We start from the raw sequence: 24,639 nt of genomic DNA on the forward strand, positions 1-24,639 counted from the left end.
GCGCGGGCTACAGCGTCACTTCGCCTTCCTCTTCGCCGTGCCAGAACTTGACGCGCTTGGCCTGCACCCGAACGAGCACAATACCGGGCGTGTCGATGCCGTCCTTAAACCAGCGTTTCAGCTCGGGCAGCCAGTGCTTTTCGAGGGTGGCGCGCTGGCGGATGAGGGTGGCCGTGCCTACCACGGACACATACAGGTAGTCGGGGCCGGAGAAGCCCAGGCTGACGTGCGGGTTCTCCGTGATGTCGCGCACGGTGCGGGAGCCGTCGAAGGTGAAATAGTAAGAGTTGCCGTCGTACTCCACGTCGCCGTTGTTGCTCATGGGGCGGGTGCTGAGCTGGCCGCGGTTGGTGTGGGTGGTGAGCAGGGTGATGTCGAGCTTGGCCATTTTGGTGGCGACGGCTTTGAGGGTGGTTTCGGCCATGAGGGGGTGGGGAAGGGATGAGTAGGGAGTACGTTGGAACCGGAGGGGTTGTTCATGAAAAAAGCCCGCTGCGAGGCAGCGGGCTTTGAAGGGAGCCGGGCGGCGGGCCGGCTTAGGGCTTGGAGGGGGATACACCGGTGCTGGGGGTGGAGCCGGGGCGGTCGACCACGGCACGGGCGGCGGTGATGCGGTTGTAGAAATCGACATCGCGGCGCTTGTACTTGCGCAGCAGGCGCATGAGGCGGTCCTGGAGCAGGCTGCCCAGCTCGGCAAACTCGGCTCGGAGGCTGATGCGGGTGGTTTTGCCGTCGATTTGGGCTTGGCGGGGCGAGGTTTTGAGGTCGTTGAAGGCCGTGATGGCGTCTTGCAACTCCTTGGTGCGGGCCTTGTCGAGGCCGTAGTCGTCTTCGAGCACGGCTTTGTGGTTGGGCAGCTCTTCGAGCAGGGCCGTGGCCACGTCGGAGAGGCGGGAGCCGCGGAGCTTGCCTAAGCCGTTTTCATTGTAGTCGGCCAGGGCTTGCAGGGAGGGGAGTTTTTTTTCCGAGGCGTAGGCGAACACGTCGCCCGCAATTTCGGCGGTGACGATGGCCAGGGTTTCGCGGGCGATTTCTTTCTCCGATTTGTCGCCGGCAGGGGCCCCCGACTGGGCGGTGCGTTGGGTGGCCGTGCGCAAGAGTTGCATGTCGGCAATGATTTCGTCGAGCCGCTTGGCGACGGCTTGTAGGGCTTTGTCGGCGGCGTAAGGGGCGGGGTCGGCTTTGAGGGCAGCGGCGAGGGTTTCGGCAGCGGTGAGGCGGTTGTCCTGTTTGGCGGTTAACATGTGATTGGGGTAGGCAACAATGAAAAAATGGGAGAGCGAAACAGGAGCCGGAGCGGGGAATGTTGCGGCCCGGGGGCGGGAAGGCGGGCCCAGGCCGGTAGGGCCTGAAGCCGGGACGAGGACGCCCAAGGCGGGACCGGGGAAAGGCGCGGCGGGAGCAGGGAGCGTTGGAACCGGACCGCGGAAAAGTGAGGTGGGACCGGGGAGAAGCGTGGCGTAGCCGGGGAAGGCTGGGGCGGGGGCGAGGGTAGGCGGGGCGGGGCCGGAGGAAAGTGTGCTGCTAGTTAAGGAGAATTGTTGAGGTTATTGCTAAGACCTACAGCGTCGCTAGATAAGTAGTAACCCGAAACCGGGATGGGGCGAAGAAAGGCGGCAGGGCAGCGCTATAGGACGGTTGAAACGAGAAACGCGCCGCCGCTCCGGTTACAGGAGCGGCGGCGCGTTTGCAGTGGCGCGGATGGTGCGGGGCTGTGCCCCGTGCTGGATTAGTTGTAGGCCTCTGGCCTACTCGCGTTGAACGATGCCTGGCCAGCTCGGGCGACTACGGGCCAGAGTCCCGCCGATAGTTGGCACGGGGCGGAGCCCCGCGCCATCCTAGTTGTTCATGCTTAGTGGTTAATGGGGCACTCGATGAGTAGGAAGCGGGTATCGGCGGCGGCTTCGATGCTGATGTGGTCCGTTTCCCAGATGCCGAGGCTGTCGCGGAGGCCTACTGCCTGGCCGGCCACCGTGACAGAACCGCTGATGACGAACAGAAACAGCACCTTATTCAGCGGCCGGAAGGTATAGTCCACCGTTTGGGCTTCGGTGTAGTAGCCGAGGGAGAGCTTGGCGTTCTGGTTAATCCAGCAGTGGGCCTGGCCTTCCTCGTTGCTCACAATGGTGGTGAGCTGGTTGGTGCGCTTGGCTTCCGGGAACTGGCGGCGCTGGTAGCGCGGGCCCACGTTCTGGAGCTTGGGCTCAATCCAGATTTGCAGGAAGTTCACGTCGGTGTCGCCCACGTTGTGCTCCTCGTGGCGCAGGCCGCTGCCGGCGCTCATGATTTGCACCCAATCCTGGTGCACCACTTCGGTGTAGCCGAGGGTGTCTTTGTGGTTCATGCTGCCGGCCAGCATCACCGAAATGATTTCCATATTGGCGTGCCCGTGGATGCCGAAGCCTCCGCCGGGCTGCACCACGTCGTCGTTGAACACGCGGAGCAGGCCGAAACCGCTGCGCTCGGGGTCGGGGTAGGGGCCGAAGCTGAGCGAGAGGTGGCTTTTCAGCCAGCCGATGTCTTTGAGGCCGCGCTCGGCGGCGCGGGTGAGGCGGGTTTTCATTGGGCGGTGGTGGTTACGGGCAACTCATGTTGGAAGGCAAACTCGGCCACCGGCTTGCGGGCGCGGGGGGCCGCTTCGCGGCTCAGGAAGGGCTCTTGCAGCTGCTCGGCCGGACCCAGGTAGCCCAGGCCCATGACCACGGCCGGCGCCAGCTCCTCGGGCAGGTTGAAGTCGCGGCGGACTTTCTCGCGGTCGAAGCCGCCCATCACGTGGCCGTAGATGCCCAGCGCGGTGGCTTCGAGGAAAAGGGTGGCGTTGGCCGCGCCCAGGTCGTGCATGGCCGCGCCGTTGGGCTGGCCGTTTTCGTGGCGGGTATTGGCCAGGGCAATGATGAGCACGGCGGCGTTTTTGGCCCAGGGCTGGTTGCCGGGCATCAGCGTATCCAGGATTTTCTGGAAGGCTTCGGTATCGGCCTTATGGGCGTAGATGTATTGCCAGGGCTGCGCGTTCATGGCGCTAAAGGCCCAGGAAGCGGCTTCGAAAAGCTGATTCAGGGTGTCCGGGGCAATGGGCTGGGCCGAAAAGGAGCGGGGACTCCAGCGGTTGCGGATGAGCTCGTGAACGGGATAGGTGGTGTTGGCAGGTTTCATTGGGTTGGCTTGGTGCAAGGGTAGGGTGACGGCAGACCGGGATTGTATTGCTAGGCTTTCAACGGTTTGCGCTTCATTGGTTTGCCCGGCCGGGGGCGGTTGGCAATGCGCAGCCGGCTGGCCGGACGGGGCTTTTCAACAGGGCCAGCCTGGCACAGCTCCATATTCAGCCCCAGCAGAAATCGGATGACGCCGTGGGCCTCGCGGGGGATGAGGGAATAAGCAAAGGATTCCAACAGCTCCGCGGCATCGGCCAGGGTTACCGGTCCCAGCGCCAGTCCCCGAAGGTGTTGGCGGGCATACTGCATTGCCTTATGCGGATAAATCCGGCGCAGCACTTGCCGCACCGCAGACGTGCGAAAGGTGGGAATGGCCATCATAAAAGCGGTAAAATGAAGCCCGCCAGCCGTAAATTCCGGCGGGCTCCCGGTTAACTTAAAACTCCATGGGCACTTCCATCAGCAGCAGCTCGGCCTTGCTGTCGGCGCTGATTTCCAGCTTGTCCGTGTCCCAGATGCCGAAGCCGTCGCGGCGGTGCAGGGCCTGGCCGTTGATGGTCACGTCGCCTTCCAGCACGAAGGCGTAGACGCCGTTGCCGGCGCGTTTTACAGCATAGTCAGTCGTGAAGCCCTTATCGAGGTTGCCGAGGTGGAACCAGGCATCTTGCTGGATGTGCGGGTTGGTGCCGTCGCCGGCGGGCGATACCACTTGCAGCAGCTGGTTGTGGCGGGCCTCCGGGGCAAAGGTTTGCTGGCCGTAGTTGGGCTTGATGCCGCGCTGGTTCGGAAACACCCAGATTTGCAGGAATTTCACTTCCTGGCTGGCGTTGTGGTTTTTCTCGGAGTGGGCCACGCCGGTGCCGGCGCTCATCACCTGCACGTCGTGCTGGCGAATGACGGTTTTGTTGCCCATCGAATCCTGGTGCTCCAAATCGCCGGAGAGCGGTATGGAGATGATTTCCATGTTGTCGTGCGGGTGCTTGCCGAAGCCCATGCCGCCGGCCACGGTGTCATCGTTGAGCACGCGCAGGGCGCCGAAATGTACCCGCGAAGGGTCGGAGTAGCCCGAAAAGCTGAAGGTGTGGTAAGAATTGAGCCAGCCATGATTGGCGTGGCCACGGGTATTGGCGGGGTGCAGAACGGTGTTAGCCATGATGTAGGCAGTAGTTGAGGTGCGTTTGTATGACAAATGTACATACATTTAATGTTACTACATTATTGCCAGGGAAATTGTTCAACCAAATCTGTTTTCACCACTGGCCCCAGCTACAAAAGGCGCAAAAACAACCACTGGCCAAACATTCCACCGCGTGAGCAGTCTCACCCCAGGCTCCGGAAGATGGCTCCCGGCCATTATTCAGCCAATACCTTTGCCCGCAGCCAACCCCACACCGAAACGGCCCCTCATGATTCGCACAGTAATTTTTGATATGGACGGCGTCATCATCGACACCGAGCCCAGCCACCACCACGCCTTCTTTACGCAATTTGCCGAGCTGGGCATTCCGGTCACGGAGGCCGAGTACGCCACCTTCCTGGGCAAATCGACGCGCAACGTTTTCCAGCACCTGAAAGAGAAATACCACCTCTCGCAGGAGGTCGAAACGATGCTCCAGCGCAAGCGCGAGCTGTTCAATAAGTCTTTCGACGAAGACGCCAGCCTCGACCTGCTGCCCGGCGTGCGAACCCTGATTGAGGACCTGCGGCAGCACAACGTGCAGCTGGTGGTGGCCTCCTCCGCCTCCAAAGCCACTATTGCCCGGGTGTTCGACCGTTTCGGGCTGGGGCCTTACTTCGCCCACCGCGTGAGTGGGGAAGACTTTGCGCAGTCCAAGCCCGACCCGGCCATTTTCCTGCAAGCCGCCGCCGTAGCCGAAACGCCCGTCACCGAGTGCATCGTCATCGAAGACTCGGCCAATGGCGTAGCGGCGGCCAGGGCGGCCGGCATCTACTGCATCGGTTATGCCAGCGAGCACTCGGCCGGACAGGATTTGCACCAGGCCGACCGCGTGATTCAGCACTTCTCGGAGCTGACAGCAGCGAAAATTCAGGCCTTGCCGGGCACCTGAAGCAAGGGCCGTCTTCAGGCGGCAGCCGGTACTGCAGCTGCTTGAGCTACTGGGAGGTTGGTCGGCGCCGGGGCCTGCTACAAGCTTGCGCCCGGAATTGAGGAAGGTAATTTGGGTGAAGAATTTTATTATCAGAATATTTTAATAAAATTGCATAACTCGTACGACGGACTTGGCTGTAAAGCCTTGGCCATAAGTGCGGGGCGGGCCCGGCACTATCTGCCGGGTGCCTTACCCTTTTTCCTTCCCTTCCAATATGCAGGTTCTCCGATTACATTCGAAAGGTCCCACAGTCCGGCAGTGGCAGTTGTTTCTCATTGGGCAGGGCCTGCTTGCCGGGGAGGCCGATGGCGTCTTCGGCACCAACACGGAGAAGGCCACCATTGCCTTCCAGAAACGCCGCAAACTCAAACCCGACGGCGAAGCGGGCAATATGACCATTGGGGCGGCCATGCAGTTGGGTTTCAAAGTGCTCGGCGACGAAGATGACGCCCAGACCGGCATCAACTGGCCGCCGCCGCCCAATTTCCAGCCACTGGTAGGCACCCTGGCGCGTCAGCAGCTATTCGGTAAGTTCCGCTTCGTGGCCGCCCCAACCCGCGACAACCCGGAAAACATCAAAGTGCTCGACAACTGGGCCAGTCAGCACATCGGCATTGCGCATTTGCCCGCCGTGGGCAGCCCGGTACCCGCTAAGATTGAATTTCACAAGCTAGCAATTCCGCAGGTCGAACAGCTGTGGCAGGACTGGCAGCAGGCCGGGCTCCTGGGCCACGTTCGGACCTGGGACGGCTCCTACGTGCCGCGCTTCATCCGGGGCAGCCGCACGCAGCTCAGCAACCATGCCTTCGGTACGGCCTTCGACATCAACGCGGCCTTCAATCGCCTGGGCACCATTCCCGCTCGGCTGGGCCAGCCGGGCAGTGTGCGCGACATGGTGGAACTGGCCAACAAAAACGGCTTTTACTGGGGCGGGCACTTCGGCGGCAGCCGCACTGATGGCATGCACTTCGAGATAGCCAAGCTGCTGTAGCAGCCCAGGGCATTGCAGGCAGAGTTGACGGCAGAAATGCAGTCATCGGGCCAGGCTTGTGGAAGCGTCGGGTGATGAAATGGCTATAACCGTATGCCGGAACAGGTTTAGGGAACAATTCTTGCGCGGAGTCGGGCCCAGCTTCTTTTCCCTGTTTCCCTATGCCCAACGCTACTTTATTCGCTTGGCTGGCAGCCGGCTCCTTGGCTTTGCTGTCCCTGTTGCCATCCACCTCACAGGCCCAGCAGCTCGACCCTACTTTCCATCCCCCGCATTTTGAATTATTTGCCGGGCAGGACGGCTTTGTGCAAAGAGTGCTCCGGCAGGCCGATGGCCGATACTTGGTGATGGGCGCCTTTCAATTGGTAGATGGCCGTGCGGCGTCAGGCTTGGTCCGTTTGCTTCCCAATGGCTCTGTAGACACCACTTTTGTGTATCGCTCGGGCACTACGACCAGTACCAACTGGCCGGGTTATCCTGCGGTAGCTGTACAGGCAGATGGAAAAGTGCTGATAAAAGCAGCTAGCAGCACTTATCAGCCATTAATTCTCCGGTTACTGCCTTCGGGGCAACCAGACAGCACCTTTCGATTTGTGCTGCCCCCGCGGCTAGGCAGCAGCGGGCGATTTAGTCTTTATCAGATGCTGATGCAGCCCGATGGAAAGCTGCTGCTAACGGGCTTCGTTTCCGATTCGGTCAATACGGGGTTACTTCGACTTATGCCCAGCGGACGGGTTGATTCGACGTTTACTCCGCCAGCCACAATGCCTCCTGCCACAAGTGCGCTGCTGGAACCTAACGGCCGGATAGTGTACGTGAGTGCCGACTTTGCCTACAACGGCAGTGGTTCGCGGTTGGGCCGCCTGTTGCCTTCCGGGCGGGCAGACTCTTCCTTTGTTTTCACGCCTCAGGCTAATGCCCGTATTGGCAGTATCGCGCTTTGCCCCGATGGCAGCTATGCGCTGGGCGGCGCAATGATTGTTCCTGCGGTTTCTACCTCAACCGTAGCCCGGCTGCTGCCAAATGGTGCTTGGGACACCCAATTTCCCTTTTCCCTGCAAGGTGGAGCAGTTGCCACACTGGGCGATATTCCTGATTTTGTGTCGACGCTTGCTGTGCAACCTAATGGGCAAATAATTGTCGGCGGCTACCTGCGTTCGGTAACGTATGCTGATGCGCCAATTGGCCGTACGCTGGCCCAGGGAGGCACGGATACCAGCTTCGATGTCGATTTTATCAGGCTGCTACGTACAGTTGGCCCTGCATCCAATCCGATTCTGGTTTATAACGCGGCTCGGATTAATACCTTATCCGTAGAGTCCGGCAACCGATTGGTTGTGGGTGGAAGATTTGAGCAGGTGGGTGGAGTACCTCATTTTGGCTTGGCCCGTTTGCTGCTCACTGGTCCGTTAGCTACCGCCTCAACTCAGAAATCTACGCCATTAGAAGTGTGGCCCGTGCCCGCGCACGGCGAGTTGCATGTGCAACTGCCCGCTACGCAAGCTGCCCAGCAAGTTGAGCTGTTGGATGCCACCGGCCGCCGCGTGCTCACCCAGCCAGTGCGCACGGCCGCACTCACGCTTCATACCACGGCCTTGCCAACCGGCCTATATGTGCTGCGCGTGCGCTACACCGACGGCACTGCTGCCACGCGCCGGGTTGTGCTGGACTAAAGCACGATTTTAGAACCGGGCCAGCTCATTTTCTGCAAAATCCCACTCCGGCGTAGCCACCGTTCCATCTTCAGCCTGAACCTTGAACCAGGGGCTGACCCCATCGTCCTTGTGCAGAATATGGATGCTCTGAGCCGGCATGTAGCTCTGGGCCAATAGCATAAATTTCTCGTGCGTTTTTGGGTTCTCGGCCACGTCTACCACCAGCACGGCGTGGCCGGGCGCGCCGCCATGAATGAGGACATCGCCGGGCTGCACCTGGGCCAGGGGCCGGGGTGTCAGCTCACGGCTGAGCGAGAGCGTACCCGCGTAGCCGAACGTGGGGATGAGGTAGCGGGCCAGTGCCGCGTGCGTGGTCGCTTCGGCCGGCCGGGCAGCGGGCGTCACTTCTTCCCCGCGCACCTTGAATGTTTTGCCGGCCACGTAGTCCGAAAACCGAAAATCATAGCCCGTGGTAAGGTGGAAATGCACCTTGTTGGGGTCGTGGCTGAACAAGTACTCCGCCCGCAGGCGAATCACGGCATCGGCGCACTGCTGCAAATCCTGGGTGCCCACGTCGATGTCGACCACGGCCGCCACCACTTCGGGGCGGGCTTTGGGCTTGCCGTCATACGTGCGCGCTTTGGTGCCCACGGGCTGCAGCGGGAGCCAGCGCAGCCACTCGCCCCAGGAGCCTGCCACCACCGGCATGCGCTGGCTCCCGGCCGGCGGCGCGAAGCGGGCCGCCAGTGCCTGGCCGGGGCTGCCGGGCTGGGCCAACCAGGGGTAGGAGAGGCCGGCCGGGCGCGTTGGCATTGCGGGCGACTTGGCGGGCGGGGCTGCGGGCGGCGTTGCACGCACGGTGCCAGGGCTGGCCGGGCAGCTGGTAAGGGTGAATAAAAGCGCCGAAATAAGGAGGTGGCTGCCGTGAGTGGCCATGAGGAAGCGTAAGAAAAGCGCGGGTAATTCGGGTAAAGAGTTGCCGGACGCAGCGCCAACGCGGAAATGCGGCAGCTATTTCATCGGAGGTGGTTTTCGGCGACTTTTAACCGGGGTGTGCAACCAGGCGCGCAATATAAATATCTTTGCTGCTCTATGTCTGCCCCCGCCGAAGATGCTACCCTGGATGCCCACCTCGCACAGCTGCGCCGCACCGACGAGGCCGCCTGGATGGAGGCCGTGTTCCGGGAGTTCTACGCACCATTAGGGCAGGTTATTTACCGGGTGGTGCCCGACCGGGCAGCCGTGGAAGACTTGTTGCAGGACGTATTGCTCCGCCTGTGGCAGGGCCGGGCCGAGCTGCCTGAGCTGCAATCGCACCGGGCCTACCTCACCCGCGCGGCCCTGAACGCGGCACTGCGCTACCAGCAGCGCGGGCAGCGCCAGGTGGCCTGGGAGGCTGCGCCGGCCGAAGTAGTCCCCACCGCCTCCCCCGATGCGCTGGCCGCCCTGCACCACGCCGACACCGAAACCGCCGTAGCTGCGGCCCTCGACCTGCTGCCGCCGCAGTGCCGCACCGTGTTCGAGCTCAGCCGCTATGAGGAGTTGAGCTACCAGCAGATTGCCGAAACGCTGGAGATTTCGCCCAAAACCGTGGAAAACCAGATGGGCAAGGCCCTGCGGGTGCTGCGCGGGGCGCTGGCCGGGGCCTTGCGGAATCTGTACGGGCTGGTGCTGTAAGGAGGGCTAGGAAGCGCCAGTGTAGTATCTGTCATCCTGAGCGCAGCGAAGGACCCTATCACCGCTGAACAGTTCGTAGTAATTCAACTGGCGCAGGTGTGGTAAGGTCCTTCGCTTCACTCAGGATGACGGATGTTTCTAGGCAGTCGTAGTGGGCACGCCACCATGTTCTAAAAAATATTTTCGCCCGGCGTAGGGGTAGCGGGCGGGCTGGGTATCTACTACCCAAACGCACTACTCTTTTCGTATGAAACAACCCTTTTTTCTGCTGGTCGGACTGGCCGGGGGACTGGCCCTGACGCCGGCCCCCGCCTCCGCCCAAAACTCGCCCAATCCCCGAGCTGCCGGGCCGAACGTGACGCTGAGCGGCTACCTAAAGGACGCCGCCACCGGCGAAGCCCTCATTGGAGCCTCGGTGTTTGTGAAAAGCCTGGGCGTGGGTGCCACGGCTAATGAGTACGGCTTTTATTCGCTTACGCTGCCCAAGGGTCGCTACGTGGTCACGTACACCTACGTGGGCTCGGCTCCCCGCGAGGAAACCCTGGACCTGACCACCAGCCAGACGCTCTCGGTGAAGCTGGCCGCCAAAGGCGTGGAAACCGGCGAGGTAGTAGTAACCGGCCGGGCCCCCGACCAAAACGTGCGCAGCACCGAAACCGGCGTGGCCCGGCTCGATGCCCGCCAGGTGAAGATGGTGCCGGCCCTGCTGGGCGAGGCCGACGTGGTGCGCACCATTCAACTGCTGCCGGGGGTGAGCACGGTGGGGGAGGGCGCCACCGGCTTCAACGTGCGCGGCGGTGGTGTCGACCAGAACCTGATTCTGATGGACGAGGCCCCGGTGTATAATTCCTCGCACTTGTTTGGGCTGTTTTCGGTGTTCAACCCCGATGCGGTGAAGGACTTGAAGCTGGTGAAGGGTGGCATCCCGGCGGCGTACGGCGGGCGGCTATCGTCGCTGCTCGACATCCGGATGAAGGATGGCAACTCCCAACGGCTGGGGGTGAACGGCGGGGTGGGCATCGTGAGCAGCCGGCTGGCGGTGGAAGCGCCCATCGTGAAGGACAAAGGCTCGTTTATCGTGGCCGGGCGCCGCTCCTACGCCGACTTGTTCCTCAAATTCAACCCCGACCAGAAGGACAACCAGGCGTATTTCTACGACTTCTCAGCCAAGGCCAACTACACGCTGGGCGAGCGCGACCGGGTGTATTTGAGCGGCTACTTCGGGCGCGACGTGTTCAAGTTCGGCGACTTGTTTGAGAACAGCTGGGGCAACAAAACCGGCACGCTGCGCTGGAACCACGTCTTCAACTCGCGCCTGTTTATGAACGTAACGGCCCTGGCCAGCCGCTACGACTACGGCCTGGGCGTGCCCACCGGCACCCAGGGCTTTGAGTGGACGTCTAACATCACCGACTACAGCGCGAAGGCCGATTTCGAGTTTTTCCGCAACCCCAACAGCACACTGCATTTCGGGGGCAGCAGCATTTTCTACACCTTCGAGCCGGGCCACGTGGTGCCCACGCAGGCCACGTCCATCTTCCGGGAGCTGCGCTTGCAGCAGCAGCAGGCCACCGAATGGGCTGCCTATCTGGACGAGGAGCGGAGCTTCGGCCCGGCATTTTCGGTGCAGTACGGGCTGCGGGCTACCATGTTTGAGAACACCAGCGCCGGCACCTTTTACGACTACACCGGCGAGCTGGGCAAGCAGCTCAGCCCCGTGAACCCGCAGACCTACGGCCGCAGCCACCGCCTAGCCAGCTACCCCAACCTGGAGCCGCGCCTCTCGGCCCGCTACGCCCTGAGCGAGAGCGGGTCCATCAAGGCCAGCTACCACCGCATGGTGCAGTACATCCACCTGATTTCCAACACCACGGCCGCCACGCCGCTCGACGTGTGGCTGCCCAGCACCCGCAACGTGCGTCCCGAGCACGCCGACCAGGTCACCCTGGGCTACTTCCGCAATTTCCAGCACAACGCCTACGAGGCCTCGCTGGAAGTCTTCGGCAAAAAGATGGATAACCAGATTGACTACATCAACGGGGCCAACACCCTGCTCAACCAGAACCTCGAAGCCGAGCTGCTCTACGGCCGGGGCCGGGCCTACGGGGCTGAACTGTACGTGAAGAAGAACGAGGGCCGCTTCACCGGCTGGCTGAGCTACACCCTGAGCCGCTCGGAACGCCAGATTGATGGCATCAACCAGAACAAGTGGTACGCCAATAAGTACGACAAAACCCACGTGCTGGCCCTGGTGGGCAGCTACGCGGTGTCGGACCGGCTCTCACTCTCGTCCACGTTCAACTACAGCACCGGCGTGGCCACCACCGTGCCCGACAGCCGCTTCGTGTACCAGGGCCTGGTGGTGCCCAATGTGAATGGCGATGTGCGCAACAACTACCGCGTGCCCGCCTACCACCGCCTCGACCTGGCCGCCACCCTCAAAAACAAGCTTCACCCCGAGCGCCGCTGGCAGGGCTCCTGGACCTTCAGCATCTACAACGTGTATGGTCGCCGCAACGCCTTCGGCCTCTACTTCCGCCAAAACGAAGACCACCCCACCCAGACGGAGGCTGTGCGCCTGTCCATTTTCGGCACCGTGCTGCCCAGCGCCACTTACAACTTCACTTTCTAGCGTAATCGGAGAAAAAAGAGCCTCATGCTTCGACTACGCGCAGCATGAAGTTCCTACATCCAAATAATCGTCCCAAACTATGACTCGCTTCCTCCTTTTCTTAGCGCTTTGCCTCGCAGCATTCGGCCTCAGTTCCTGCCTTGATGTGGTGAATATCGACGTGCCCGAAGCCAAGCCGCTGCTGGCCGTCGATGGCCACATCACCGACCAGGGCACGCCGGCTTTCGTTAGCCTGAGCCTCACGCAGGCGTATTTCAACGATACCCCGCCGCCGCCCGTGCGCGGGGCCACCCTCTCGCTAGTCGACGACCAGGGCAATAGCGACGTGCTGCGCGAGGTGAGCCCCGGCCAGTACCTGGGCAGTGGCTCGGTGCGCGGGCGCATTGGCGGGCAGTACACGCTGACCATGGTGGTTGATGGCCAGACCTACCGGGCCGCAACTGAAATCCGCCGCACCCCTCGTATTGACAGCATCAGTCTGGAATATAAGCCCAAGCAGACGGGCTACGACGAAGGCTACTATGCCCTCTATAACGGCCCCGAGCTGCCCGGAGTGGGAGATTATTACCGCTTCATGGTCTATAAAAACGGTGCGCTATTCAATCAGCCCGACGACCTGATTGTAAGCTCTGATGAATTGGTAGATGGCCGCTACATCGGCGGCGTCGAGTTGAACGACGACCCGCTGGTATCCGGCGACCGGATAAAAGTGGAGATGCTGTCTATCCCGCGGGACTACTACTATTTCCTGAACGAGATGACAGCCCAGATTAACAACGTAGGTCTGTTTGCCACTAGCCCCGCCAACGTCCGCACCAACATTATCAACACCCAGACGGGCTCAGATAAAACCGCAGTCGGTTACTTTGCAGGCTACACCGTGCGCGCCGACTCGGTAGTGGTCCGCTAATCAAACTCCCCTCCTCAACCGAGGAGGGGACGCTGACGCGAAGCAATAGCTGGGGTGGTTGAAGTCGTTGAACGAAATCCGGACGACATGTCCGCAAGCCATTCAACGCCCACAACCACCCCCGTTTCAGCTGGCACTGAAACTTCCCTTCCTTGGCAAGGAGGGAAGTTTGTCGTTCTATCCAATTGTTCATTCCTAATTCTTCATTCCTAATCAGTAATATATGCCCCAACGCTACCCCGACCCGGACGACGCGCCGTGGGCATTACTGGCCCGGCACCTGGCGGCCGAAACCACCCCAACCGACCAGGCCGAGTTACACAACTGGCTGCGCGCCGACCCACAGCACCTGAAAATCCTGGCTACCGTGACCCGGGCCTGGGAGCGGGCGGGAGAGGTTGCGCCCGCGCCGCTGCTGTTCTCGGCCCAGGATGTGGAAGCCGCCTGGCGTCGTTTCCAGCCACTGATGACGGCCCCCGCCGCTCCCCCGAAACCAGCCGCTGCTTCCGAAGCCGTGGTGCGTCCGATGTGGCCCGCCACCACTTCCCGCTGGAGTTCCGCGCTAAAGCTGGCTGCCGGGGTGGTGCTGGTAGCCGGTGCGGCGTATGCACTCACAACTGGCCCTTTCTTCGGGACTAAAAAAGAGGCGTCCGCCAGCTACGCCAGCGTCGCCCAGCGCCAGCTCGTGCGCCTGCCCGATAGCAGCCGGGTGTGGCTGAATGCCCATTCACAGCTGCGCTATAGTAGTGTAAGCGTGACCCAGCCGCGCCAGGTACAGCTTACCGGGGAGGCTTACTTTGAAGTGCAGCCCGCTGCGGGCCGGCCATTTCTGGTGAATACAACCACGGCCCAGCTGCGCGTAGTGGGCACGGCCTTCAATGTGCGGGCCTACGCCGCCGAAGACTCGGTGGAAGTCAGCGTGATCCATGGCCGCGTGTGGCTGGCCCGCCTCAGCACCCCCGACAGCGTGCTGCTGACGGCCCACACCCGTGCCGCTCTGCACGCCACCGATGCCCCCGGCCGCGTACCTGCCGCTCTGCGCGCTGTGCCCGCGCCTAATGCCAACTTCCGCGCCTGGCAAACCGATACCCTGCGCTTCGTGGATGCACCCGTGCTCCAGGTAGCGCAGGCGCTCCGGGCTACTTTCGGAACCCAGCTCTCTCTAAGCGGTGCTGGCTTGCAGCAGTGCCGGTTCACGGGCACGTTTGCGCATCCGCAGCCCGCGCAGGTGCTGGCCGTGCTGCAGGTAGCAACCGGTGCCGCGTTGCAGGCTACCGGTCCGGGGCAGTATACGTTGAGCGGCAATGGTTGCTCGGCTGCTCCCAATCCGGCCACCAATCCGACTGTCAATTAATAAGCTGATGCGACCGCGCCGCCATTGGGCCCGCATTGGGCCATATTGCCTGGCCCTGGCAGGAGGCCTGTGGAGCCGTCCGGCGACGGCTCAGCCCGCGGCTGCGCCGCCGCTCAACCAGCTGGTGCGCCTGCCGGCTGGCTGGGTCACGCTTGCGCAGGTGCTGGCCGAAGCTTCGCGCCAAAGCAAGGTGCCCATCTCGTACAGCAGCACCCGGCTGGCCACCTCGCGCCGGATATACGTGCCTGCCGGGCCACCCCGGCCCCTGCGCACCGTGCTGAGCGAGGTGCTGGGCGCCCAGCACGTAACCTATGGCTTGCTGAACGGGCAGCTGGTGCTCTGGCCCGCCCGACAGGCACCCCCGCCCGGCATTACAAACGTAAACGGCCGTGAAACTGCGGCTGCAGCCGAAACCCTAGCTGCGGGTGCAAGCTCCGGCATTACCCCAGTAGCCAAGCCCGTTTCTCCCCGTTCAACTTCTCTGCAAGAAAAAGTAGCCGGTGCGGTTCCCGGCAATACCAAGTCGGAAAAGGACCTGCCAGCCGGGCCAGCACTCCAACTGCCCGTTCAGCAAGCCACAGGCCAGGAGCGAAACGGAAGTAGGGGTGGGGTGAAGTCGGTGCGAAATGCCTCCGGACAGCATAGCCGCGCCTTTCCTACACCGGCAGAGGCTGCGGAGCACTTACAGGTCACTACTGCTGATGTTGGGAAACTAACGGCCTTATCTGCCACTTCCAAGCCACTGGCAATCCGAGGGCATTTCAACGAGCAGGGTAGCAAAGCCGCGAAGCGAGGGCGGAGTCTTCACGTCGCCACATCCAAAGTGGCGACTGGCCGTGACGATAACGCAGCAATGGCGGCAACAGCTGCTTCCAAAACTACTGCGAAACCGGCTTCAAGCTCCAGCGCCAGTTCAAGCTCCGGGCGACTAGGCCGGAGCGGAGAAGTCCCTCTGCTACCAGTGCGGGAGGTACGGGCCGCGAGCATACCCAGCCGCGTACCCAGCATCGCGGAGTTGACTCCAGTACCGCTTGCACCATCAGCGGCCCCTTCGTTGCTCACCAACCGACTGGCCCAACTGAGTTTGGTTTACCCGCTCAGTACCAACTTGCTGGCCAATGCCCGCGCCAATAACCTTCTCTCCGTAAACATGCTGGCGGGCTACGCCGGCGGCGTGCGGGCTGTGGAACTGGGTAGCCTGCTGAACGTGGTGCGCGATTCAGTGCGGGGCTTGCAGGCAAGCGGGCTGGCCAATGTGGTGGGTACTGCCGTGCGTGGGGTGCAGCTGGCCGGAATGGCCAACATCATCGGTGGTTCGGTGAGTGGCCTCCAGGGGGCCGGGGCGGTGAACATCTGCCGCGATGACGCCCGGGGCATTCAGCTGGCGGGCATTGTCAACGTGGTAGGGGGAGCGGCCCACGCGCGCACTCGCCCCGACCAACCCACCCGCGTACGGCGCTGGTTGGGCCTGCCCCGCCTGCTGTCCACCGATGCGCTGGGCCGGCTGCCGGCTGCGCCCTCCGTCAGCGCTCCGGGGCCGTTGTTTCAGTTTGCTGGGCTGGCCAATGTTACCGGCACCGATGTGCAGGGCCTGCAAACGGCTACCCTTGTAAATCTGGCCCACCAGGTAAAGGGCGTACAGTTTGGCCTGGTAAACGTAGCCCGGCACGTGCGGGGCGTGCAGTTTGGTCTGGTCAACATCGCCGATTCGGTGGATGGCATCCCGCTTGGGTTCATCAATATTGTGCGTCATGGCTACTTGCAGGGCGAAGTATGGTCAAGTGAGTCTTTGCCGCTCAATGCCGTGGTCAAGTTGGGAGTGCGTCGCTATTACACCATTCTCGGGGTCGCTGCTGAGCCCTTCGGTAGCCGCGTGCAGTGGGCCGGAGGCTTCGGCTTTGGCACCGTGGGCCAGCCTCACGGCCGTTTCACCTTTAGCCTCGACGCCATCCAGTGGACCCTGGCCGGTACTGCCGAGGCCGCCGGCGTCCAAACCGACCAGCGCCTGCTCTCCCAGCTGCGCCCGGCCGTGGCCTGGCAAATTGAGCGCAACGGCCATTTGCAGCTCGTGGTGTCGCCCACCCTCAACCTGGCCATTGCCTGGAGCAACGAAGGCCAGCCCAACTGGGACTTTGGCGCCAATCAGCTGCTACTCATCAATGCGACCGGTGAGCAGTCGCGCACGCGCATGTGGCCCGGCCTGCAAATCGGGCTGCGGTTTTAAGGAGTCAAGCAACAGTAATCGTAACGAATAACCCGTCATGCCGAGCGTAGCCGAGGCATCTCTCGTGCGGCACTAATTAAACCGCTTTGGCAGACAAATGGAAAGGGCCGTTGATAAAGCACATGCTCTATCAACGGCCCTTTCCATTTGTCTGCCAGCTACCTAAGCTTTGGTAGCAGCTTTCGCTTTCGCCGCAGGCTTTTTCGCGGCGGGTTTCTTGGCAGTGGTTGCCTTTTTAGCAGCAGGCTTTTTCGCCGCAGCTTTTTTGGCTGGCGTGTCTACTTTCTCCTCCTTTGCTGCTGGTGCCGCTTTCTTGCCAAAACGGCCGCCTTTGGCCGGTTTATCCGGCGTAGCATCGGCTAGTTCGATGCAGCGTTCCAAGGTGAGTTCTGTCGGCTCTTCGCCTTTCGGAATTTTCACGTTCTTCTTACCTGCCACGATGTAGGGGCCGAAGCGGCCATTCAGCACCTGAATGTCGGGATTCTCAGGAAAGGACTTGATGAGTCTCTCGGCATCGGTTTTGCGCTTGTTCTCAATCAGGGCCACACCTTCCTCGGCCGTGATGGTGTGCGGGTCCTGCTCCTTGGTGAGGGAGTAGAATTTGCTATCGTGGCGGATATAGGGGCCAAAGCGACCGAGATTGGCCGTCATATCCTTCTCCTCAAACTGGCCCACAATGCGTGGCAGTTTGAACAAATCCAGTGCTTCTTCCAGCGTGATGCTTTCGATAAACTGGCCTTTGCGCAAGTTAGCATAAGCCGGTTTTACCTCCGGGTCGGTCGTGTCGCCCAGCGCCACATAGGGGCCATAGCGGCCCAGGCGGGCGGTAATTTTCTCGCCGGTTTCGGGGTGTACCCCAATTTCGCGGGTGCTGCCCAGCGTGTTGCGCTCGATGTCCTGTCCGGCCTCAATGGTCGCATGGAACTTGTCGTAGAAGCCAGTCAGCATCTGCGTCCAGTTCTCGTGGCCGTTGGCAATTTGGTCGAACTCATCCTCTACCTTGGCCGTGAACTGAAAGTCCACAATCACCGGGAAGTGAGCCACCAGGAAGTCGTTCACCACCATAGCCGTATCGGTCGGGAACAGCTTGGCTTTCTCCGCGCCGTAGCTCTCCGTCTTCACTTCGGTTTTCACCGCGTTGTCTTCCAGCGTCAGCACGTTGAACTTGCGCTCCTTGCCCTCACGGGTATCTTTTTCCACGTAGCCACGCTTCTGCACCGTACTGATGGTAGGCGCATAGGTCGAAGGCCGGCCGATGCCCATTTCCTCCAATTTCTTCACTAGCGAAGCCTCCGTATAGCGGGCTGGTGGTGCCGAAAACCGCTCCGTGGCACTCAGCCGCTGCAAGGGCAGGGCCTGGCCCACGCTCAGCGGCGGCAGGCCGCGCGAGAAGCTCGATTCGCCGTCTTTGGCGTCGTCCTCATCCTCGTCGTCCTTGCTCTCCGCATACACTTTTAGGAAGCCCTCAAACGTAATCACTTCGCCCGTCGCCGACAGTGTTACACCCGGCTGCGTGCTGATGCCGATAACCGCCGTGGTGCGCTCAATTACCGCTTCCGCCATTTGCGAAGCCATGGCCCGCTTGCGAATGAGGTCATAAAGCCGTTGTTCCGATGCATCCGAGCCCGCTTTCACGGCGCTGAAATCGGTCGGTCGAATGGCTTCGTGCGCCTCCTGGGCCGAGGCCGACTTGGTTTTAAACGTGCGGTGGTGGTGGTATTCGGCTCCGTAAGCCGCCGTGATGGCAGCCTGCGCCCCCGCCAGCGCCTCCGCCGAGAGGTTCACTGAATCCGTCCGCATGTAGCTGATTTTACCAGCTTCGTACAGTTTCTGAGCTACGCTCATCGTTTGCGCCACTGAGTAACCCAGCTTGCGCGAGGCTTCCTGCTGCAGTGTAGACGTGGTGAACGGAGCGGCCGGGCTGCGCTTGCCGGGCTTTTTATCCAGGCTTTCAATCTGATACGAAGCCCCGACGCAACGCTGCAAAAATGCTTCGGCCTCGGCGCGGGTCTTGTAGCGGGTGGGCAGTTCGGCTTCCAGCACCGCTCCGCGGCCAGCATCGAAGCGGGCTACGACACGGTAGGCGCTGGCGCTTAGGAAGCTGGCCACCTCACGTTCGCGTTCCACTACCAGGCGCACGGCTACACTCTGCACACGGCCGGCGGAAAGACCCGGTTTTACCTTTTTCCAGAGCACCGGGCTCAGCTCAAAGCCCACAAGGCGGTCGAGCACGCGGCGGGCTTGCTGGGCATTCACCAGGTCCTGGTTCACCACGCGCGGGTTGGCGATGGCACCCAGAATGGCGTTCTTGGTAATTTCGCGGAATACGATGCGCTTGGTTTTGGTGTCAGGCAGGTTCAGGGTTTCGGCCAAGTGCCAGCTGATGGCTTCGCCTTCGCGGTCATCGTCACTCGCCAACCAGACGGTTTCGGCTTCCTTGGAAAGTTTTTTCAGCTGCGCGATAAGCTCCCGTTTATCCGCCGACACCACGTAAGTGGGCTTAAAACCGTTGGCAATATCGATGGCATTATTGTCCTTAGGTAGGTCGCGGACGTGGCCGTAGCTGGAGCGCACCACAAAATCTTGGCCGAGGTAGCCTTCAATGGTTTTGGCCTTGGCTGGCGACTCGACGATTACTAAATTCTTGACCATGTGGGCGGGTAAGGGTGACGACAAACGGAAAGGGAAGTGATAATGAAACGGCCGGGCGTCGCGAAATGTTAAAATTGGCCGCAAAGATGCCGGATAAATCCTAGCAAAAGTGCATCGAGCAATAATCTAGCCGTGAAGGGACTGCATGAACGCGGAAAACACCCCCTCCGGTTCATTGCGAAATGAAGGAACGTACCTTTGCTTATTCATGGTTAAGCCGCGTACTTTCGCCTTCCCAATTTTCTTCCTTTCATCCGATTCTGATACCTATACTATATGGCTTCCCCCAAGACTCCGCAATCTAAGCCCCGCCGGACCTCCGAAGTGGCTACGTCGGATGAAAATAACGGCGGAATGCCGGATGCCGGCGCCGTTTCGGCCCTCGACGTGGTGCGGACTAACAACGACCTGACCCGTAAACGCGGCGGCTCGCGTGGCTCGATTGATACGCAGGACCCCGGCTACGTCAACGACCAGCTAAACCGCGTACTCTTCGCCCTCGATGCCTTTAAAAAAGGCGACGTATCGGTGCGCCTCACCAAGCAGAACGACGATATTTTCGCCGAAATCGCCGAGGCTTACAACTCGATGGTGGACATGATTGCAGGGGTAGGCGGCGAGGTGTCGCGCATCTCGAAAGTAGCGGGGGTTGAGGGTAACCTTAAGGCGCGAGCCTCGGCCGACGGTGCCGCCGGCTTCTGGCGCGACATGGTGAACAACATCAACGGCCTCGTGGACAGCATCGCAGTTCCGGTACTGGAAGTGGGCAAGGTGTTGAAAAATATCAGCCGGGGTAATCTGGACGAAAGCTTCCAGATTCCTGTCTCGGGCGACTTCAAAGTGATGGCCGAAACCATCAACAAAACCATTGACAACCTCAACATCTTCGCCGGCGAGGTAACCCGCGTGGCCCAGGAAGTAGGCACCGAAGGCAAACTCGGCGGTCAGGCCAGCGTGCCCAACGTGGCCGGCGTGTGGAAGGACCTGACGGATAACGTGAATTACATGGCCAGCAACCTGACGAGTCAGGTACGGGACATTGCCAACGTGGCTACGGCCGTAGCCAAAGGCGACCTGAGCCAGAAGGTAACGGTGGACGTAAAGGGCGAGTTGCTGCAACTCAAGCAGAACCTGAACCAGATGGTGGACTCGCTCAACCTCTTCGCCGGCGAGGTAACCCGCGTGGCCCAGGAAGTAGGAACTGAGGGGCGCCTCGGCGGTCAGGCCAGCGTGCCCAACGTGGCGGGTATCTGGAAGGACCTGACGGATAACGTGAATTACATGGCCAGCAACCTGACGAGTCAGGTACGGGACATTGCCAACGTGGCTACGGCCGTAGCCAAAGGCGACCTGAGCCAGAAGGTAACGGTGGACGTAAAGGGCGAGTTGCTGCAACTCAAGCAGAACCTGAACCAGATGGTGGACTCGCTCAACCTCTTCGCCGGCGAGGTAACCCGCGTGGCCCAGGAAGTAGGCACCGAAGGCCGATTGGGTGGACAAGCCGTGGTGCCCAACGTAGCTGGTGTGTGGAAAGACCTGACGGATAACGTGAATTACATGGCCAGCAACCTGACGAGCCAGGTACGGGACATTGCCAACGTGGCTACGGCCGTAGCCAAAGGCGACCTGACGCAGACGGTTACCGTCGATGTAAAAGGGGAGTTCTTGCAACTCAAGCAGAACCTGAACCAGATGGTGGACTCGCTCAACCTCTTCGCTGGCGAAGTAACCCGCGTGGCGCAAGAGGTAGGCACCGAAGGCAAGCTCGGCGGCCAGGCTTCCGTGCCCAACGTAGCTGGTGTGTGGAAAGCGCTGACCGACAACGTAAATGACATGGCTGCGGCTCTAACCTCGCAGGTGCGGGACATTGCCAACGTGGCCACCGCAGTAGCCCGCGGCGACTTGAGTCAGAAGATGACGGTGAACGTGAAGGGCGAAATCCTGGAGTTGAAAAACATCCTCAACCAGATGGTGGACTCGCTTAACATCTTCGGTGACGAGGTGACCCGGGTGGCCCGCGAAGTAGGAACCGAAGGCAAGCTCGGCGGCCAGGCGGTGGTGCCCCGCGTAGGCGGCACCTGGAAGGAGCTGACGGACAACGTGAACACGATGGCCTCAAACCTGACGAGTCAGGTGCGGGACATTGCCAACGTGGCCACCGCCGTATCGAAAGGCGACCTGAGCCAGAAGGTAACAGTAGATGTCAAAGGCGAACTGCTCGACCTAAAGGACAACCTGAACCAGATGGTGGACTCACTCAACATCTTCGCTGGTGAAGTAACCCGGGTGGCCCGCGAGGTAGGAACCGAAGGCATCCTGGGTGGCCAGGCCAACGTGCCCAAAGTGAGCGGCACCTGGAAAGACTTGACGGACAACGTGAACACGATGGCCAGCAACCTGACTTCGCAGATGCGGGACATTGCCAATGTGGCTACGGCCGTAGCCAAAGGCGACCTGAGCCAAAAAATCACGGTAAACGTGCGCGGTGAGCTCCTGCAGTTGAAGGAAAACCTCAACGAAATGGTGGACTCACTCAATATCTTCGGTGACGAGGTAACCCGGGTGGCCCGTGAAGTAGGCACCGAAGGCAAACTCGGTGGCCAGGCCAAAGTGCCCAACGTACGCGGCACCTGGAAGGACCTGACGGACAACGTGAACACGATGGCCAGCAACCTGACGAGTCAGGTACGGGACATTGCCAACGTGGCCACCGCCGTATCGCGCGGCGACTTGAGCCAGAAGGTTTCGGTAAACGTCAACGGCGAGTTGCTGGACCTGAAGGACAACCTGAACCAGATGGTGGACTCGCTCAACCTGTTTGCCGGCGAGGTAACCCGCGTGGCCCAGGAAGTAGGCACTGAGGGCAAGCTCGGCGGCCAGGCCAGTGTGCCCAGTGTGGCCGGTGTGTGGAAAGACCTGACCGACAACGTAAACTACATGGCCAGCAACCTCACCACGCAGGTGCGAGGCATTGTGAAAGTAGTAACGGCCGTATCGAAAGGTGACCTTACCCAAAAGCTGACCCTCGAAGCCAAAGGCGAAGTAGCCGAGCTGGCCGACACCATCAACCGAATGGTGGATGACCTGAACCGCCTCGCTTCCGAAGTAAGCCGCGTGGCCAAAGTGGCCGGGGTGGAGGGCAAACTCACCGAGCGTGCCACGGTAGGTGGCGTATCGGGCTCGTGGAAAGAACTGGTGGATACGCTCAACGCGCTGATTGAAAGCATTGCCTCGCCGGTGCTTGAAGTGAGCCGGGTGGTGCGTGCCATCTCTGAAGGCGACCTGACCCAGCGCGTGGAAGTACCGACTACGGGTGATATTCTCGCCATGTCGAACGCCCTTAACCTAGCCGTTGAAAACCTGAACGAGCTGCTTGGTGAAATCAACGACTCATCGCAGATTGTGGGAACTTCTTCGGAAGAAATGGCTGGCAAAGGCCAGGAAATGAGCCGGGTAACTGTCGACGTGGCGTTGGCCATGCAGCAGATGGCTGAAGGTGCTCAGAACCAAGCCTTGAAAACGGACCAAGCCTTCAAGCTGATTGAAGAAATCATGCAAGCCACGAAGGAAACGGCCAACAAGGCCGATGTGGTGAACAAAGCGGCAATTCTGGCTGAGCAAACCTCGCAGCTAGGTCTGAAAACAGTAGCGGAAGTGGTGAAAAACATGGAGGAAATCTCCAGCGCTTCGTCGCAAACCTCGCGCACCATCGAAGTACTGAGCACCCGCTCGCAGGAAATCAGCAAGTCGCTGGGTGTGATTACCGATATTGCCTCGCAAACCAACCTGCTGGCCCTGAACGCCGCCATCGAAGCGGCCCGCGCCGGGGAAGCCGGCCGCGGTTTTGCCGTAGTAGCCGAAGAAATCCGGAAGCTGGCCGAAGGCTCCCGCAAGTCGGCCAATGAAATTGCGACGCTGGTTGAGGACGTGAAAAAGGATACCACCTCGGCTGCAACCGCTATTTCGACCATGGAAGGTCGGGTACTCAAGGGCAAGAACGCAACGTTCGAAGCCAGCTCGGCCTTTAAGAACATTGCCACCAGTTCCGGCGAAACGCTCCGAACCTCGCGCGACATTCTCACGGCAACGGAGGTGCAGAAAACGTCCATCGGCGACGTGGTGAAGTACGTGGAAGAAGTAGTAGCCATTGCCGAGCAAACGGCAACCGGCACCCAGCAAGTGGCCGGCACGGCCAAGCAACTTTCCACTGCCATGCAGGAGCTGACCACCAGTTCGCAACGCCTCACCGACATTGCCGACGACCTTCAGGCCGGCCTCGAAACCTTCCAGCTCAGCACTTATACCTACGAGCCCGAGCCGGAACCCGAACCCATTCGCCGTCGCATCAGCGCCCGTCGCGACTACGAGCCTACGCCCGCGCAAGTCCAAAGCAATGGTACCCGTCGCCCAAGCAATGGCCGGGCCGAAGCTGCTGCCGTTGCCGAAAATGGACATTCGGAAAGGGGAGGACGTCGCCGGCCTGCAAATGAAGCCGCGCCCGCGATGACTCCTAGGGCGGAGCGAGTTGCCCGGGTTACGGCCGAAGCTGAAGCGGCTTCGTCGCCCGCCTCCCGGTTGGCAAAGGCCAAATCTGCTGCCAAGGCCAACCCGGGTAAAGCCGCCGCCAATGGTCAAGCAGTCAAAGAACCTGCCCCTAAACCGAAAGCTAAGAGCAAGTAGTCATTCAATTCTGGGTGAATGAACTAAATTGATAACGCATTAAGCCTTAATAAACTAGATGGCCGATATTGAATTGGCGGCTTCGTCGTCCAAAGCCGAGCGCGCCAAGCCCGTTGAGATGGTGCAGCTGATTGTTTTTCGGCTGGGCGATGAAGACTACGGGATTCGCATTGAGCAGGTGAAGGAGGTGACAGTGACGCCTGAAGTGGCCCGCATGCCCAAAACACCGCCCTTTATCAAGGGCATTGCCAACCTGCGCGGCGATATTATTGCCATTCTGGACCTGGAAGAGCGTTTTCGGCTACGACCAGCTGGCCGCGAGCTGCCCGAGCGTAGCTACACCGTGGCAGTAGAAGCGGCTGATTACACCCTGGGCCTTGTGGTGCGTGAGGTGCCCCGGCCGCTCACGCTACCCCTCAGCCAGATTGAACCGGCGCCGGAGTTTGTGCAGGACACTGGTGCCCGCGACAAATACCTGGAAGGCATTGCAAAGCTCCCCGATGGGAACATCATCATCGTATTGGACATGCGCAAGCTCCTGACCCCAAGCGAGGTGATGCGGCTGCCGGGCAAAACGGCATCTAAGTAGCCGCACAACCGT

The 24,639-nt window shown here is 60.9% G+C and carries 18 protein-coding genes; 10 read left to right on the plus strand and 8 right to left on the minus strand.

The features are described 5' to 3' along the window. Positions 1–7: 7 nt before the first annotated feature. From J4E00_RS09290 to J4E00_RS09315, 6 genes are all read right to left on the minus strand, one after another. A complete protein-coding gene (locus tag J4E00_RS09290; protein WP_208174859.1) occupies positions 8–424 on the minus strand; it encodes a pyridoxamine 5'-phosphate oxidase family protein in 417 nt (138 codons plus the stop codon). A gap of 112 nt (positions 425–536) precedes the next feature. After that, positions 537–1,244, minus strand: a complete 708-nt coding sequence (locus J4E00_RS09295; protein WP_208174860.1) for a hypothetical protein — start codon at positions 1,242–1,244, stop codon at positions 537–539. 608 nt (positions 1,245–1,852) lie between these two features. Beyond that, positions 1,853–2,563 carry a pirin family protein gene (locus J4E00_RS09300; protein ID WP_208174861.1) on the minus strand — a complete coding sequence of 237 codons (711 nt, stop codon included), beginning with the start codon at positions 2,561–2,563 and terminating at the stop codon, positions 1,853–1,855. Then, positions 2,560–3,153, minus strand: a complete 594-nt coding sequence (locus J4E00_RS09305; protein WP_208174862.1) for a nitroreductase family protein — start codon at positions 3,151–3,153, stop codon at positions 2,560–2,562. The genes J4E00_RS09300 and J4E00_RS09305 overlap by 4 nt, the downstream gene beginning before the upstream one ends. A gap of 50 nt (positions 3,154–3,203) precedes the next feature. Beyond that, a complete protein-coding gene (locus J4E00_RS09310; protein ID WP_208174863.1) occupies positions 3,204–3,533 on the minus strand; it encodes a hypothetical protein in 330 nt (109 codons plus the stop codon). A gap of 55 nt (positions 3,534–3,588) precedes the next feature. Next, positions 3,589–4,305 carry a pirin family protein gene (locus J4E00_RS09315; protein ID WP_208174864.1) on the minus strand — a complete coding sequence of 239 codons (717 nt, stop codon included), beginning with the start codon at positions 4,303–4,305 and terminating at the stop codon, positions 3,589–3,591. 253 nt (positions 4,306–4,558) lie between these two features. Here J4E00_RS09315 and J4E00_RS09320 point away from each other — a divergent pair, with 253 nt between their 5' ends. The 3 genes from J4E00_RS09320 (at position 4,559) to J4E00_RS09330 (ending at position 7,927) form a co-directional block, all read left to right on the plus strand. Then, positions 4,559–5,221 (plus strand): HAD family hydrolase, encoded by a 663-nt coding sequence (locus J4E00_RS09320; RefSeq protein WP_213017932.1) that lies wholly within the window; start codon positions 4,559–4,561, stop codon positions 5,219–5,221. A 256-nt stretch (positions 5,222–5,477) separates the two neighbouring features. Further along, positions 5,478–6,254, plus strand: a complete 777-nt coding sequence (locus J4E00_RS09325) for a M15 family metallopeptidase (protein ID WP_208174865.1) — start codon at positions 5,478–5,480, stop codon at positions 6,252–6,254. A gap of 161 nt (positions 6,255–6,415) precedes the next feature. Beyond that, entirely contained in the window at positions 6,416–7,927 is a 1,512-nt protein-coding gene (locus J4E00_RS09330; RefSeq protein ID WP_208174866.1) for a T9SS type A sorting domain-containing protein, read from the plus strand. 9 nt (positions 7,928–7,936) lie between these two features. On the opposite strand, the gene J4E00_RS09335 is transcribed toward J4E00_RS09330, so the two are convergent. After that, positions 7,937–8,845, minus strand: a complete 909-nt coding sequence (locus tag J4E00_RS09335) for a DUF4846 domain-containing protein (RefSeq protein WP_208174867.1) — start codon at positions 8,843–8,845, stop codon at positions 7,937–7,939. A gap of 156 nt (positions 8,846–9,001) precedes the next feature. Here J4E00_RS09335 and J4E00_RS09340 point away from each other — a divergent pair, with 156 nt between their 5' ends. The 5 genes from J4E00_RS09340 to J4E00_RS09360 all read left to right on the plus strand — a co-directional run bounded on the left by J4E00_RS09340 (position 9,002) and on the right by J4E00_RS09360 (position 16,706). Beyond that, positions 9,002–9,586, plus strand: coding sequence for a sigma-70 family RNA polymerase sigma factor (locus J4E00_RS09340; RefSeq protein ID WP_208174868.1), 585 nt, complete (start codon positions 9,002–9,004; stop codon positions 9,584–9,586). 247 nt (positions 9,587–9,833) lie between these two features. Beyond that, entirely contained in the window at positions 9,834–12,218 is a 2,385-nt protein-coding gene (locus tag J4E00_RS09345; RefSeq protein ID WP_208174869.1) for a TonB-dependent receptor, read from the plus strand. 79 nt (positions 12,219–12,297) lie between these two features. After that, on the plus strand, positions 12,298–13,128 hold the full coding sequence (locus J4E00_RS09350; protein ID WP_208174870.1) for a DUF4249 domain-containing protein: 831 nt from the start codon (positions 12,298–12,300) through the stop codon (positions 13,126–13,128). A gap of 223 nt (positions 13,129–13,351) precedes the next feature. Continuing rightward, positions 13,352–14,482, plus strand: a complete 1,131-nt coding sequence (locus tag J4E00_RS09355; RefSeq protein ID WP_208174871.1) for a FecR family protein — start codon at positions 13,352–13,354, stop codon at positions 14,480–14,482. Positions 14,483–14,489: 7 nt separating this feature from the next. Then, positions 14,490–16,706, plus strand: a complete 2,217-nt coding sequence (locus J4E00_RS09360) for a hypothetical protein (RefSeq protein ID WP_208174872.1) — start codon at positions 14,490–14,492, stop codon at positions 16,704–16,706. Between the two features lie 162 nt (positions 16,707–16,868). On the opposite strand, the gene topA is transcribed toward J4E00_RS09360, so the two are convergent. After that, entirely contained in the window at positions 16,869–19,358 is a 2,490-nt protein-coding gene (topA, locus tag J4E00_RS09365) for a type I DNA topoisomerase (protein WP_208174873.1), read from the minus strand. A 276-nt stretch (positions 19,359–19,634) separates the two neighbouring features. On the opposite strand from topA, the gene J4E00_RS09370 reads away from it, so the two are divergent. After that, positions 19,635–24,038, plus strand: coding sequence for a HAMP domain-containing protein (locus tag J4E00_RS09370; protein ID WP_236049644.1), 4,404 nt, complete (start codon positions 19,635–19,637; stop codon positions 24,036–24,038). A gap of 58 nt (positions 24,039–24,096) precedes the next feature. After that, on the plus strand, positions 24,097–24,627 hold the full coding sequence (locus J4E00_RS09375; protein ID WP_236049645.1) for a chemotaxis protein CheW: 531 nt from the start codon (positions 24,097–24,099) through the stop codon (positions 24,625–24,627). Positions 24,628–24,639 lie beyond the last annotated feature (12 nt).

The organism is Hymenobacter negativus (genome assembly GCF_017571495.1).
Lineage (GTDB): Bacteria > Bacteroidota > Bacteroidia > Cytophagales > Hymenobacteraceae > Hymenobacter > Hymenobacter negativus.

What these genes read in the sequence shown, in the direction of transcription:
- J4E00_RS09290 (WP_208174859.1), bottom strand. Translation starts at nt 424, where the DNA reads ATGGCCGAAACCACCCTCAAAGCCGTCGCCACCAAAATGGCCAAGCTC.
- J4E00_RS09295 (WP_208174860.1), bottom strand. Translation starts at nt 1,244, where the DNA reads ATGTTAACCGCCAAACAGGACAACCGCCTCACCGCTGCCGAAACCCTC.
- J4E00_RS09300 (WP_208174861.1), bottom strand. Translation starts at nt 2,563, where the DNA reads ATGAAAACCCGCCTCACCCGCGCCGCCGAGCGCGGCCTCAAAGACATC.
- J4E00_RS09305 (WP_208174862.1), bottom strand. Translation starts at nt 3,153, where the DNA reads ATGAAACCTGCCAACACCACCTATCCCGTTCACGAGCTCATCCGCAAC.
- J4E00_RS09310 (WP_208174863.1), bottom strand. Translation starts at nt 3,533, where the DNA reads ATGATGGCCATTCCCACCTTTCGCACGTCTGCGGTGCGGCAAGTGCTG.
- J4E00_RS09315 (WP_208174864.1), bottom strand. Translation starts at nt 4,305, where the DNA reads ATGGCTAACACCGTTCTGCACCCCGCCAATACCCGTGGCCACGCCAAT.
- J4E00_RS09320 (WP_213017932.1), top strand. Translation starts at nt 4,559, where the DNA reads ATGATTCGCACAGTAATTTTTGATATGGACGGCGTCATCATCGACACC.
- J4E00_RS09325 (WP_208174865.1), top strand. Translation starts at nt 5,478, where the DNA reads ATGCAGGTTCTCCGATTACATTCGAAAGGTCCCACAGTCCGGCAGTGG.
- J4E00_RS09330 (WP_208174866.1), top strand. Translation starts at nt 6,416, where the DNA reads ATGCCCAACGCTACTTTATTCGCTTGGCTGGCAGCCGGCTCCTTGGCT.
- J4E00_RS09335 (WP_208174867.1), bottom strand. Translation starts at nt 8,845, where the DNA reads ATGGCCACTCACGGCAGCCACCTCCTTATTTCGGCGCTTTTATTCACC.
- J4E00_RS09340 (WP_208174868.1), top strand. Translation starts at nt 9,002, where the DNA reads ATGTCTGCCCCCGCCGAAGATGCTACCCTGGATGCCCACCTCGCACAG.
- J4E00_RS09345 (WP_208174869.1), top strand. Translation starts at nt 9,834, where the DNA reads ATGAAACAACCCTTTTTTCTGCTGGTCGGACTGGCCGGGGGACTGGCC.
- J4E00_RS09350 (WP_208174870.1), top strand. Translation starts at nt 12,298, where the DNA reads ATGACTCGCTTCCTCCTTTTCTTAGCGCTTTGCCTCGCAGCATTCGGC.
- J4E00_RS09355 (WP_208174871.1), top strand. Translation starts at nt 13,352, where the DNA reads ATGCCCCAACGCTACCCCGACCCGGACGACGCGCCGTGGGCATTACTG.
- J4E00_RS09360 (WP_208174872.1), top strand. Translation starts at nt 14,490, where the DNA reads ATGCGACCGCGCCGCCATTGGGCCCGCATTGGGCCATATTGCCTGGCC.
- topA (WP_208174873.1), bottom strand. Translation starts at nt 19,358, where the DNA reads ATGGTCAAGAATTTAGTAATCGTCGAGTCGCCAGCCAAGGCCAAAACC.
- J4E00_RS09370 (WP_236049644.1), top strand. Translation starts at nt 19,635, where the DNA reads ATGGCTTCCCCCAAGACTCCGCAATCTAAGCCCCGCCGGACCTCCGAA.
- J4E00_RS09375 (WP_236049645.1), top strand. Translation starts at nt 24,097, where the DNA reads ATGGCCGATATTGAATTGGCGGCTTCGTCGTCCAAAGCCGAGCGCGCC.